This window comes from Streptomyces sp. NPDC047974 (assembly GCF_040653375.1).
GTDB lineage: Bacteria > Actinomycetota > Actinomycetes > Streptomycetales > Streptomycetaceae > Streptomyces.
The window spans coordinates 338,146-350,983 of record NZ_JBEZNU010000003.1 but is presented as its reverse complement, the minus strand read 5'-3'; the positions used below and the strand labels follow the sequence as shown (position 1 = coordinate 350,983).

10 protein-coding genes are annotated in these 12,838 nt (G+C 73.2%); 4 read left to right on the top strand and 6 right to left on the bottom strand.

Going from position 1 to position 12,838, the window contains the following annotated elements; genetic code table 11:
* Positions 1-98: 98 nt before the first annotated feature.
* Both AB0E19_RS07330 and AB0E19_RS07325 read right to left on the bottom strand, forming a co-directional pair.
* Positions 99-971, bottom strand: coding sequence for a hypothetical protein (locus AB0E19_RS07330; protein WP_362174673.1), 873 nt, complete (start codon positions 969-971; stop codon positions 99-101).
* A 2-nt stretch (positions 972-973) separates the two neighbouring features.
* Positions 974-1,594 carry a papain-like cysteine protease family protein gene (locus AB0E19_RS07325; RefSeq protein ID WP_362174670.1) on the bottom strand — a complete coding sequence of 207 codons (621 nt, stop codon included), beginning with the start codon at positions 1,592-1,594 and terminating at the stop codon, positions 974-976.
* Positions 1,595-1,899: 305 nt separating this feature from the next.
* Between AB0E19_RS07325 and AB0E19_RS07320 the strand changes: the two genes are divergently transcribed.
* Positions 1,900-2,829 carry a hypothetical protein gene (locus AB0E19_RS07320; RefSeq protein ID WP_360600631.1) on the top strand — a complete coding sequence of 310 codons (930 nt, stop codon included), beginning with the start codon at positions 1,900-1,902 and terminating at the stop codon, positions 2,827-2,829.
* A gap of 15 nt (positions 2,830-2,844) precedes the next feature.
* Here the strand turns inward: AB0E19_RS07320 and AB0E19_RS07315 are convergent, their stop codons facing one another.
* A complete protein-coding gene (locus AB0E19_RS07315; RefSeq protein WP_362174665.1) occupies positions 2,845-3,282 on the bottom strand; it encodes a Rieske (2Fe-2S) protein in 438 nt (145 codons plus the stop codon).
* Positions 3,283-3,550: 268 nt separating this feature from the next.
* Complete coding sequence (gene uvrA, locus AB0E19_RS07310) at positions 3,551-6,571, bottom strand: excinuclease ABC subunit UvrA (protein ID WP_362174662.1); 3,021 nt, start codon at positions 6,569-6,571, stop codon at positions 3,551-3,553.
* A 175-nt stretch (positions 6,572-6,746) separates the two neighbouring features.
* Between uvrA and AB0E19_RS07305 the strand changes: the two genes are divergently transcribed.
* From AB0E19_RS07305 to AB0E19_RS07295, 3 genes are all read left to right on the top strand, one after another.
* Complete coding sequence (locus AB0E19_RS07305; RefSeq protein ID WP_362174659.1) at positions 6,747-7,436, top strand: maleylpyruvate isomerase family mycothiol-dependent enzyme; 690 nt, start codon at positions 6,747-6,749, stop codon at positions 7,434-7,436.
* 49 nt (positions 7,437-7,485) lie between these two features.
* On the top strand, positions 7,486-8,142 hold the full coding sequence (locus AB0E19_RS07300; protein WP_360600623.1) for an MBL fold metallo-hydrolase: 657 nt from the start codon (positions 7,486-7,488) through the stop codon (positions 8,140-8,142).
* A 140-nt stretch (positions 8,143-8,282) separates the two neighbouring features.
* Positions 8,283-9,569, top strand: a complete 1,287-nt coding sequence (locus AB0E19_RS07295) for an MFS transporter (RefSeq protein WP_362174911.1) — start codon at positions 8,283-8,285, stop codon at positions 9,567-9,569.
* 74 nt (positions 9,570-9,643) lie between these two features.
* Here AB0E19_RS07295 and AB0E19_RS07290 read toward each other — a convergent pair whose 3' ends face one another.
* Entirely contained in the window at positions 9,644-10,630 is a 987-nt protein-coding gene (locus tag AB0E19_RS07290; protein ID WP_362174656.1) for a TerC family protein, read from the bottom strand.
* Between the two features lie 271 nt (positions 10,631-10,901).
* Positions 10,902-12,767 (bottom strand): TerD family protein, encoded by a 1,866-nt coding sequence (locus AB0E19_RS07285; RefSeq protein ID WP_362174653.1) that lies wholly within the window; start codon positions 12,765-12,767, stop codon positions 10,902-10,904.
* Between the last annotated feature and the right edge of the window lie 71 nt (positions 12,768-12,838).

Here is a 12,838-nt window from a genome sequence, read left to right as displayed (position 1 = left end):
GGGCCGGGGGTCCGGCCCGGGCCGCCTCGTGGGCGACCCGGTCCGGACGGCCGGCGGCGGGGCGGTCGGCGACGGCGGGGCCGTCGGGAGCGGGCCGGTCAGGACTCCCGGGAGCGGCGGCCCGCCGCCCGGCGGCGCAGCGCGGTGGCGCCGATCAGGGCGAGGGCGGCCACGGCGCCGAAGGCGGCGACCGTGGAGGCGGCGGTGGCCGCGGCGGGCTGGTGGCGGGGCCCGCCCGCCGCCGTGCCCTCGGCGGGCGCGGCGGGCCCGGCGGCCGCGGCCACGGGCGCGGGCGCGGGCGCGGGCGCGGAGCCGGGGGCTTCGGGGGCGTAGCCGCCGGCCGCGCCCTTGCGGGCGTAGGCGGAGTCGGGGAGCTTGTCGGCGTAGGCGCGCGTGACGCGGTCGCGGTAGGCGGCGAGGGTGGTGCCGTCCCGGCCGACGGCCCGGACCGCGTCCTCGTCCAGCGGGAGCACCTTCGTCCCCTTCTGGACGTACCAGGCGTCGATCTGCGGCTCGCGGAACACGAGCCCGCCGGGGAGCTTCCCGGCCCCTTCCCGGGCGTACCGGAGTTCGTCGTCGCCGGTGGCGATGTTCACCACCTGCCAGCCGGCGGAGCTGCGTACCGTCCACAGGGAAGCCTTCCGGCCGTCCGCGGCGACGGCGAGGCTGGCCCGGAACTCCTCCCGGGCCACGGGAGCGCCCGGCTTCCCGGCGACGAAGTCCGCGGAGAGGATCCGCACCGGGACGGACGCGCCGGATATCCGGGGCGCCGCGGCGGCGCGGGCGGGCGCCCCGTCGCGGGCGAAGAAGCGGCCGAGGGTGGCCAGGGTCTCGGGCGCGGCGGCGGCCCGCTCCGCGGTGGGCGCCACCGGCAGCGGCGCGCCGGGGCCCGTGGCGGCGGCCGGGGCGGCGGCGCCGAGGGCGAGGAGCGCGGCGGCGGCTCCGGTGACGAGTGCGGTCGTGGTGGTCATGGTCACGCCCCGATCCGGTAGAGCGAGTGGGTCCAGGAGAAGGATCCGTTGTCGACGTACCACGCGTGGGAGGCCCAGTTGTAGCGATTGCTGGAGGGCCACGGATCGCCCCAGTAGACCCAGCTGTCGGCGTCGTCGTAGCCGTACAGCACGTGCATGTGGCCGCCGCCGCTCGACCACTGGATGCGGGTCTCGATCGGCCGGTTCGCGTTGATCTCGGTCTGGACGGTGGAGTAGCGCAGCCAGCCGTCGACGTACGAGCCGGGGTTGATCCCGGCCCAGGAGAGTCCGGTCTGGACGTTGCCGAGGGTGGCCTGCCAGTTGGGGCAGTCGTAGCCCTGCTGGCGCTGGAAGGCGGCGTTGCAGAACTGGTTCTGGCTGTAGCCGCGGCCGAACCAGGTCGCGATGGTGTTGCCGCCGGCGGCCCAGCACCAGTTGGTCTTCTGCTGGGCCTGCATGGTGATGTTCAGGCGCTTGGTGCCGAGCGCGGCGGTCGTCTCGGCGGGTACGGGGACGGGTGCGGCGGACGCCGAGGCCGCGGTGGGGACGAGGAGCAGCGCGGCGGCGGCGAACGCCACGAGGCTCCGCTTCCCGCTCCGGAGTCGCTGGAGTCGTCTGCGCATGGGGTTTCCTCCCAGTGCGGGGGGTGGGGATGGGTGGGGGGTGCGTGGGGGGGTGCGTGGGGGGTGGGGTGGCGTCCGGACACCGCTTGGAGCATCGGTCGTTGTCGGGAGCGGGTCAACACGCTTCAATGCGGGGTGACATCGGGCTGTGAACGGTGTGGCGCGGGTGTGAACGCGTGCCCGCCGCCCACCTGCCCGCCCGCCGTCCGGGCACCGGCGGTCCGTGGCGCGCGCGTGAACGTTCACCCCGGAACCCGAAGAGCCCGAAGAGCGTGAAGAAGCCCGTGGAGCCCGAGGAGGCCCGTGTGAGCCACACCGAGGCCGATCTGGAGCAGCTGCTGCACACCGGCCCCTTCCACCTGGCGCTGCGGACCGCACTGGCCGTGCGCGGGCTGCCGCTCCAGCGGGTCCAGCACCATCTCGCGCACCGGGGCGTCAAGGTCGGCGTGACCTCGCTGAGCTACTGGCAGCAGGGCGCCCGCAGGCCGCAGCGGCCGGAGTCCCTGAAGGCGGTCCGGGCCCTGGAGGAGGTCCTCCAGCTGCCGGGGAACTCGCTGCTGCGGCTGCTGACGGAGGACGCGGCGGCCCGGGAGGGCGTGGAGCGGCCGGCGGCCCGCTCGTACCGCTCGCTGGTGGAGGCCTCGGGCGCGGTGGAGGAGCTGTTCGCGGAGCTGGAGTCGCCGGCGGACGGCGGGCTGCACACGGTCGGCCACCACGAGCGGGTGCGGATCGGTCCCGGCCGGGAGCTGGTGGGCCGTGAGTCGCAGCACGTGGTGCGGGCGCACCGGGACGGCGTCGACCGGTATCTCGCGATCCACCACGGCGACCCGGGCTGCGATCCTTCGCGGGTGCGGGTGCGGTCGGTGGAGAACTGCCGTACGGGGCGGGTGCGGTGGCACGCGGAGACGGGCGTGGTCGTCGCCGAGCTGCTCTTCGACGCGCGGCTGCGGGCCGGCGACACGCACCTGTTCACGTACGGCTTCGAGGACGGGACGGCCGGTCCGAGCGGCGAGTACGTGCGCGGCTTCAGCTTCGCTGGCGGGCAGTACGTGCTCCAGGTCGCCTTCGACGAGGCGGCCCTGCCGGTACGCTGCCGGCGCTTCGCCCAGGCGTCGGCGGGCGCCCCGCGCGGTGGCCGTACGGAGCTGACGCTCGGCGGCCGGCACCGCACGGTGCACCTGGTGGAGCAGGGGGTGCGTCCCGGGATCCTGGGGATCGACTGGGACTGGTCCTGAGCCCGGCGGAGCGGCTCAGGCGGAGGGCGCGGCCTTCGGCCCGGCGATGAGCCTGCCGCCCTCGACGCGGATCTCGACGGCGGGCAGCGGGACGGTGGCGGGCCCCTTGAGCGCCTTGCCGGTGGTGACGTCGAAACGGCTGCCGTGGCAGGGGCAGTTGCCCTCGTTGTCCTCGATCTTGTCGAGGACGCAGCCGGCGTGGGTGCACTGGGCGCTGAAGGCCTTGTACTGGCCCTTGGCGGGGCAGCTCACCAGGACCTTCTGCTCGCGGAAGAGCATGGCGCCGCCGACCGGGACCTCGTCCGGCGAACCGAGCTCGACCGGCGCGGTCGGCGTCGGCACCCCGGCGTGCCCCAGCTTCGACTCGGTGGAGCAGGCGGCGACTCCCAGCCCGGCGGCACCGGCGAGAGCGGCACCCTTCAGGACGGTGCGGCGGGTGGACTGGCCGGACATGATCGCGCTCCACGGGTGCGGGGGACGGTGGTCAGCCCCGACGATACCCGCGCCCTTTGATCCGGTTTCGGCCGGGCCCGCGGCCCCGCACGGCGGGCTCCGGCCCTCGTACCCGGGCCCTGGCCACCGGACCCGGCGGGCACACGGCGGTCGCGCGGGCGCACCCCCGGCGGGCCGGCCGAGGACCCACGGGGACGACGGCGGCCGGCGAACGTGCGGGCGCCGGGCCGTCCGGGGACCAGGGTCCCCGGACGGCCCGGCGGCGGCGTCACGCCTTGCGGGCGCGGGTCGCCGCCTTCTTGGCCGGCGCGGCCTTCTTCGCCACGGCCTTCTTCGCGGCGGCCGTCTTCTTCGCGGCCGGCGCCTTCTTCGCCGCCGTCTTCTTCGCGGCGGCCTTCTTCGCCGCCGTCCCACGCGGCGCCGGCACCCCCGCGTCGCTGACGCGGTCCGCGCCGAGGATCTCGCGGAGGAACTTGCCGGTGTGGCTGGCCGGCTCCGAGGCGACCTCCTCGGGGGTGCCCTCGGCGACGACCATGCCGCCGCCGCTGCCGCCCTCGGGGCCCATGTCGATGATCCAGTCGGCGGTCTTGATGACGTCGAGGTTGTGCTCGATGACGATCACCGAGTTGCCCTTGTCGACCAGGCCCGACAGGACCTTGATGAGCTTCGAGATGTCCTCGAAGTGCAGACCGGTGGTCGGCTCGTCGAGGACGTAGACCGTGCGGCCGGTCGACCGCTTCTGCAGCTCGGAGGCGAGCTTGACGCGCTGCGCCTCGCCGCCGGAGAGCGTCGGCGCGGACTGCCCGAGCCGGACGTATCCGAGCCCGACCTCGTTGAGCGTCCGCAGGTGGCGGGCGATCGTGGGGACGGCCTCGAAGAAGCCGAGGGCCTCCTCGATCGGCATGTCGAGGACCTCGGCGATGGACTTGCCCTTGTAGTGGACCTCCAGGGTCTCCCGGTTGTACCGGGCCCCGTGGCAGACCTCGCACGGCACGTACACGTCCGGGAGGAAGTTCATCTCGATCTTGATGGTGCCGTCGCCCGAGCAGTTCTCGCAGCGGCCGCCCTTGACGTTGAAGGAGAAGCGGCCGGGCAGGTAGCCCCGCACCTTCGCCTCCATCGTCTCCGCGAAGAGCCGGCGGACGTGGTCGAAGACGCCGGTGTACGTCGCCGGGTTCGAGCGCGGGGTGCGCCCGATCGGCGACTGGTCGACGTGCACGACCTTGTCGACGAGGTCGTCGCCCTCCACGCGCGTGTGCCGGCCGGGCACCGTCTTGGCGCCGTTCAGCTCGCGCGCCAGGTGGGTGTAGAGGATGTCGTTGACCAGCGTCGACTTGCCGGAGCCGGAGACTCCGGTGACGGCGGTGAGGACGCCCAGCGGGAAGGAGACGTCGATGTCCCGCAGGTTGTTCTCGCGGGCACCGTGGACGGTGAGCAGCCGTCCGGTGTCGACGGGGCGGCGGATGTCCGGGGTGGCGATCGCCCGGCGGCCGGAGAGGTACTGCCCGGTCATCGACTCCTCGTTGGCGAGGAGCTCCTTCAAGGTGCCGGAGTGGACGACCTTGCCGCCGTGCTCGCCGGCGCCGGGGCCGATGTCCACGACCCAGTCGGCGACCTTGATCGTGTCCTCGTCGTGCTCGACGACGATGAGCGTGTTGCCCATGTCGCGGAGGCGGACGAGGGTCTCGATCAGACGGTGGTTGTCGCGCTGGTGGAGGCCGATGGACGGCTCGTCGAGGACGTAGAGCACGCCGACCAGGCCGGAGCCGATCTGCGTGGCGAGCCGGATCCGCTGCGCCTCGCCGCCGGACAGGGTGCCGGCCGCGCGGTTGAGGGAGAGGTAGTCGAGGCCGACGTCGACGAGGAAGCGCAGCCGCTCGTTGACCTCCTTGAGGACCCGCTCGGCGATCTTCTTGTCCCGGGCGTTGAGCGTGAGGCGGCCCAGGAACTCGGCGCAGTCGCTGATCGACATGGCGGAGACCTCGGCGATGGACTTCTCCATCACGGTGACCGCGAGCACGATCGGCTTGAGCCGGGTGCCGTGGCAGGTGGGGCAGGGCACCTCGCGCATGTAGCCCTCGAAGCGCTCCCGGCTGGAGTCGCTCTCGGCCTCGCTGTGCCGCCGCTTCACGAAGGAGACGGCACCCTCGAAGGCGGGGCTGGTCCAGGCGCGCTCGCGCCCGTACCTGTTCCGGTAGCGGACCTCGATCTGGGTCTTGTGGCCGTGCATGAGGGCCTTCTTGGCCCGCTGCGGGAGGCCCGCGTAGGGGATGTCGGTGCGGAAGCCGAGGGCCTGGGAGAGCCCGTCGATCATCCGGCCGAAGTACTCCTTGGTGTGGCCGTGGGACCACGGGTGGATGGCGCCCTCGTCGAGGGACTTCTCCTCGTCGGGGACGACCAGCTCGGGGTCGACCTCCATCCGCGTGCCGATGCCGGTGCAGTCGGGGCAGGCGCCGAAGGGCGAGTTGAAGGAGAAGGAGCGGGGCTCCAGCTCCTCGAAGGAGAGGTCGTCGTACGGGCAGTACAGGTGCTCCGAGTACATCTTCTCGCGCTCGGGGTCGTCCTCGGCGAGGTCGACGAAGTCGAGCACGACCATGCCGCCGGAGAGCCCGAGGGCGGTCTCGACGGAGTCGGTGAGGCGCCGCTTGGCGGAGTCCTTCACGGTGAGGCGGTCGACGACCACCTCGATCGTGTGCTTCTCCTGCTTCTTCAGCGTCGGCGGCTCGCTGAGCTGGATCGTCTGCCCGTCGACCCGGGCGCGGCTGTAGCCCTTGGTCTGGAGGTCGGCGAAGAGGTCGACGAACTCGCCCTTGCGCTCGCGCACCAGCGGGGAGAGCACCTGGAAGCGGCTGCCCTCGGGCAGCTCCAGGACCTTGTCGACGATCGCCTGCGGCGACTGGCGGGAGATCGGCCGGCGGCACTCGGGACAGTGCGGCTTGCCGATGCGGGCGAAGAGCAGGCGGAGGTAGTCGTAGACCTCGGTGATGGTGCCGACCGTCGAGCGCGGGTTGCGCGAGGTCGACTTCTGGTCGATGGAGACGGCGGGCGAGAGACCCTCGATGAAGTCCACGTCCGGCTTGTCCATCTGGCCGAGGAACTGCCGTGCGTACGAGGAGAGCGACTCGACGTACCGGCGCTGCCCCTCGGCGAAGATCGTGTCGAACGCGAGGGAGGACTTGCCCGATCCCGAGAGCCCGGTGAAGACGATGAGGGAGTCACGGGGGAGGTCGAGCGAGACGTTCTTGAGGTTGTGCTCGCGCGCGCCACGGACGATGAGACGGTCGGCCACGCCGGTCCGCACCTTTCTTGAGAGAGCGGATGTGACAGAACACCCAACAACCAAGGATGCCGGATGCTTCCGTGGTCGGCGGCTGCCACCACCGAGCCTATAGCACGTACATTCGATTTCCGGCGATCGCCTGCCTGCTTCACCCGAACGAGTGGTCGGCGCTAGGGTCGGCGCCATGATCGATCACGAGCGCGACCTCGCCTCCCTGCACGAAGCGACCGAGCGGCTGCTGACCGACGCCGCCTCCTGGGACAACGCGTCCGTCGCCCGGCCGTCACGGCTTCCGGGCTGGACGCGTGGCCACGTCCTCGCCCACCTGGCCCGGAACGCCGAGGCTCTGGTGAACGTCCTCGAAGGCCGCCCCATGTACCCGAGCGCCGAGGCGCGCGACGCCGACATCGAGCGCGACGCCTCCCGCCCCCTCGACGTCCAGCTCGCCGACGTCCGCGACACGGCCGAGGGCTTCCGCGCCGCGGCCGCCGCCCCGGCCGACTGGAACCGGGTCGTCGAGCTGCGCAACGGCATCACCGACAGCGCCTCCCGGATCCCCTTCCGCCGCTGGGTCGAGGTCGCCCTGCACCACGTCGACCTCGACTGCGGCTACGAGCTGGAGGACCTCCCCGACGAGTTCGTCGGGCGCGAGATCGACTTCCTCGCCGAGCGCTTCACCACCATGGGGAACGTGCCCCGGACCGTCCTGTGGGCACAGGACGGTCGCACCTGGACGACCGGTGCCGCCTCCGACGAGGAAGGCGTCGTCGTCACCGGCCCCGCTCCCGACCTGCTCGGCTGGCTGGCCGGCCGCCGCGACGGCTCGGCCCTGAAGACCGAGGGCGGCCCGCTCCCCCAGCTCCCGCCGCTGTAGCCCCGGGTTCACCGGGACCGGTGTCGGCGGCCGGGGCTAGGCTGAGGCCATGACGTACAGCGGAGCGGTGAGGGTGGGCGGTCCGGCCGACGTCCACGAGCTGAAGGACCTGATGATCTCCAAGGTCGCGGTCGGCCCGATGGACAACAACGCGTACCTGCTGCGCTGTCGGGCCACCGGCGCCCAGCTGCTCGTCGACGCGGCCAACGACGCGGAGACCCTGCTCACGCTGATCGGTGACGACGGCATCTCCGCCGTCGTCACCACGCACCGGCACGGCGACCACTGGCAGGCCCTGGCCCAGGTCGTCGCCGCCACCGGCGCGACCACCTACGCGGGCGCGTACGACGTGGAGGGCATCCCGGTCGCCACCGACGTCCCGGTGGAGGACGGCGACACGATCCGCGTGGGCGAGGTCGAGCTCACCGCCCGCCGGCTCGTCGGCCACACCCCGGGCTCGATCGCGCTCGTCTACGACGACCCGCACGGCCACCCGCACCTCTTCACCGGCGACTGCCTCTTCCCCGGCGGGGTCGGCAACACCTGGAAGGACCCGGAGGCCTTCGCGAGCCTCCTGCACGACGTGGAGACCAAGCTCTTCGCCGCACTGCCGGACGAGACCTGGGTCTACCCCGGCCACGGCAAGGACACCACGCTCGGTGACGAGCGCCCCCACCTCCCGGAGTGGCGCGAGCGCGGCTGGTGAGCCGGCCGGCGCCGAAGCGCCCCCGGTGACGCCGGGGGCACTCCCGTACGCCCCCGTAACCCGGACGGCGGGCGGGTAGTTGGCGGCACATGCACCCCAGTCACACTCCGTCGCCGCCGGCGGCCGCCCGTCCGCCGTCGATGGCGCGGCTCGCCGGCGCCTCGCTCGTCGGCACCGCCATCGAGTTCTTCGACTTCTTCGTCTACGGCACGGCCGCCGCCCTCGTCCTCGGGCCGCTCTTCTTCCCGACGTTCTCCCCGCTCGCGGGGACCCTCGCCGCCTTCGGCACCTTCGCCATCGGCTTCCTCTCCCGCCCCATGGGCTCGGTCCTCTTCGGGCACATCGGGGACCGGCACGGGCGCCGGCCGGTGCTCTTCGCCTCGCTGCTGCTCACCGGCTGCGCCACCGTCGCCGTCGGCTGTGTCCCCACGTACGACGCCATCGGTGTCGCCGCTCCCCTGCTGCTGCTCCTGCTCCGCTTCCTCCAGGGGCTCGGCCTCGGCGGCGAATGGGGCGGCGCCGTCCTGCTGACCGCCGAGCACGCCCCGCCGCACCGCCGCGCGCTGTGGGCGAGCTTCCCGCAGATCGGCCCGGCGGTCGGCTTCCTGCTGGCGAACGGGGTGATGCTGGCGCTCACCGCGGGCCTGAGCGACGCCGACTTCCGCTCCTGGGGGTGGCGGGTGCCGTTCTGGGCGGCGGGCCTGCTCGCCGCCCTCGGCCTGCTGCTGCGCTCCTCGCTCGCGGAGACCCCGCAGTTCGAGGAGCTGTCCGCGTCCGGGCGGCGGGCGAACGCGCCGCTCGCCGAGGTCGCCCGCGACCACTGGCGGCTGGTGCTGCTGACCGCCGGCGCCCTCGCCGTCGGGTACGCGATCTTCTACACGGTCTCCACCTGGGCCCTGGCCTACGGCACCGAGCGGCTCGGAGTGAGCAGCACCGTGATGCTGGTCTGCGTGATGGCCGCGGTGGCGGTGAAGGGCGCCGCGACGCCCTTCCTGGCCCTGCTCGGCGACCGCTGGGGGCGCAGGCCGCTCTGCCTCGCGGGGTGCGCGGCGGCGGCCGTGTGGATGTTCCCGATGGTGGCGCTGCTGCACACCGCGCAGCCCCTGCTGATGTTCCTGGGGTTCCTGGGGGCGCTGCTGGCCTTCATCACCATGTTCGCGGTGGTCGCCGCGTACCTCCCGGAGCTGTACGAGCCCCGGATCCGCTGCACCGGGGCCGCGGTCGGCTACAACCTGGCGGGGGTCCTCGGCGGCGCGCTGACCCCGATCGTGGCCACGACCCTGTCGGAGGGCGGCTCGGGCCCGCCGTGGGGGGTGGCGGCCTATCTGACGGTGGTGGCCCTGGTGAGCCTCGGCTGCTTCGCCCTGCTTCCGGAGACGCTGCCGGAGCGGCGGCCCGAGGAGGCCGTGGAGGGCGCGACCGTCTGACGGGGGCGTACGGAGACGGCGACGGCCGGTCCGGGCGCGATGCCCGGGCCGGCCGTCGCCGTGTCGTGGGAGGGTCAGGCGTCGATGCTGTCCTTGCCGGACTGCTCCGCCGCTTCGGCGGCCGCCTTCTCGGACTGCTTCTTGGAGGCGATCAGGCTGGTGATCGTGGTGATGACCAGGACGCCGCAGATGACCGCGAGGGAGACCGGGATGGAGATCTCGGGGACGTGGACGCCGGACTCGTGCAGCGCGTGCAGCACCAGCTTGACGCCGATGAAGCCGAGGATCACCGACAGGCCGTAGCTGAGGTGGACCAGCTTCTTCAGCAGGCCGCCGATCAGGAAGTACAGCTGACGCAGACCCATGAGGGCGAAGGCGTTGGCGGTGAAGACGATGTACGGGTCCTGGGTGAGGCCGAAGATCGCGGGGATCGAGTCCATCGCGAACAGCACGTCGGTCATGCCGATGGCGAGCATGACGACCAGGAGCGGCGTCATGACCTTCTTGCCGGACTGCACGATGAAGAGCTTGGTGCCGTGGTAGCGGTCCGCGACGCCGAACTTCTTCTCGATGGACTTCAGGAGGCGGTTCTCGTCCCAGTCGTCCTCGTCCTCGTCCGTCATGGCCTCCTTGACGAGCTTCCACGCGGTGTAGATGAGGAAGGCGCCGAAGAGGTAGAAGACCCACGAGAAGCTCGCGATGATCGCGGCACCGGCCGCGATGAAGATCGCCCGCAGGACGAGGGCGATGAGCACGCCGACCAGCAGCACCCGCTGCTGGAGGTGGCTCGGCACGGAGAACTTCGCCATGATCAGGATGAAGACGAAGAGGTTGTCGACGCTGAGCGACTTCTCCGTGATGAAGCCGGCGAAGAACTCTCCGCCCGCCTGTCCGCCGCCCCAGATCGAGACGCCGATGCCGAAGAGCACGGCGAGCACGATCCAGACGACGGTCCAGATTCCGGCTTCCTTGATCGACACGTCGTGGGGCTTGCGCCCGATGAAGAAGTCGACCGCGATCAGGGCGCCCAGACCGAGAATGGTCAGCACCCAGATGGTCATCGATACGTCCACTGCGCCTCCGGCGTCGTACGGCTGATCAGCGTCGTCGCTGCCGGAGGTCTCTTCCACCCGGGGCCGTGACACACGCCCGCCGGGCCGACGCCCCGGGACCGGATGTCCTTGATCCGTCCGTATTGACGGGTACGCCGCGCATGGGGAGTACTCCCCTCCGCTGAGAAAGAGAGTACCCGAAGACCCAAGAGAAGGTAAAGGAAAGGGTAAAGGTGACTCAAAAGCGCAGGTCGGAGTCCTTTACCGCGGCGGGGCGGGATCAGCCGGAATTCCGCCGGCGCGCCTCACCCACCTGGCCGAGCACCTGCCAGAGCACCGCGCTTCCCGGCGGGACCGTCGGCGGCTCGTAGGTCCAGGCGTGGCCGACCCACGGGTCGGCGAGGTGGTCGTCGGGCACCGGCGTGAGCCGGAGCAGCGAACGCCACAGCGGGTCGAGGACCGGCCCGTACGCGGCGGCGTCGGCCCGGTCCGCGACCATCAGCAGGTGGACGCCGACCGAGGGGCCCTCGTCGGCGAGGTAGCGGAGCCGCGTGACGGCCCGGTCGTCGAAGCCGTGCGGGAAGTCGTGGACGACGAGCAGCTGGCGCGCCGGGTCGAAGCCGGGCGGCAGGTCCTCGGACGCGTCGCCGCGCACCGCCATCTGCAGCAGGTCCACCCGCTCGGTGAGCCGGGCGAGGACGTCGGTGACCCCGGCCGCGCCCCGGGCCGGCGGGCCGGCGAGGACCCCGGTCTCGACGAGCGGCGCGAAGGCGGCGGCCCCGCCGCCGGCCGGGTCGAGGACGTGGACGGCGAGGGAGCCCGCGGGGTGGGCGGCGAGCAGCCGGGCGGTGTGGGCGACGGCGCTGTCCAGGGCGAGCCGGCGCAGCTCCGCCTCGTCGAGGAGGCCGGCGGCGGAGGTGCGCCCGGGCCCCGAGTCCACCCAGAGGCCGCGCTCCAGCGGGAGCCGGACCAGGAAGGGGATCCTGAGGGCGCTCCGCTCGGGGACGTGGAGGTCCCCGAGGCGGACCGCCATCGGGGGCTCCTCCGGGGTCCGGTAGGCGTGCCAGACGGGGTTGTCCCAGCGGGCGTAGGCGACGGGCAGGGCGGGTTCGACGACCTCGGACTCGGCGGTGAGCTGCGCGAGGTCCCGGTCGAGGACCTCCTGGGCCCGGCCCATCAGCTCCTCGTGCGTGGCCCGGGCGGCGGCCCGCGCGGCGTCGCCGGCCGCGCCGACCCGGGTGCTCGGGTCGGCGAGGACCTGGTCGACGGCCCGGTCGAGGCGGTGGTCGGCGAAGTCGCGGGCGCTGCGGTAGGCGGCGACGGTCCTGGCCAGGTCCTCGAACATGCCCCACACCTGGTTGTAGAGCCGCTCGTCCATGGTCCACCCGCTGGCGTCCCCGGCGACGGGCGCCGGCCGGGACTCGGCCGACGGCGCGTCCGGCCGCTCGGACGGCGGCTCGGACGGCGGCGGTACGGCTCCGGCACCGGCCGCCGGGGCGGCCGGGCGGCGCCCCGGGTGGGCGTAGCTGATCGTGGTGGTGGAGGAGGAGGGGTCGGCCGGGGCGGTCTCGGGGACCGGCGGCGGCACCGGGGCGACGGCGGGGGCGAGCGCGTCCAGGACGGCGGCGGCGAGGTCGGCGGCGGCCGGTGCGCCCTGGTCGGCGAGGAGTTCGGCGAGCCCGCCCTCGTACCCCTGCCCGACCGCGCGGACCTTCCAGGTGCCCTGGCGGCGGTAGAGCTCCAGGGCGACGACGGCGGACTCCCGGTCGAGACCGGTGATGGTGTAGGTGGCGACGGCGGCGCCCGCCGGGTCGGCGACGGTCACGAAGGGGGCGGCGGCGGTGCCGAAGCGGGCCGGGCCGCTCCCGCCCGGCGGCAGCGCGAGCAGCAGGGAGAGCCGGTGCACGGCGTCCGGGAGGGCGGCGAGGTCCACGGCGACGCGGTGCTCGGCCGCGGCCTCGCCGGGCACCTCGACCCCGGGGCGTACGGGGGCGCCGGGGTGGACGATCCACTCGGCGCCGCCGACGCGGCCCCGCTCGTCGCCGAGGGTCGCCCCGGCGACGACCGGGTGTCCGGCGGAGACCCGGAGTTCGAGTCGGGTGTCGGGCAGGGGGTGGTTCTGCCCCCGGACCAGCTCGGCCGTCATCTGGACTCTGTTTCCCCTCGGCGCTTCGGGTCGGTCATGCGGTCGTGGCGCGCTGCCACGGCGTCGTCATG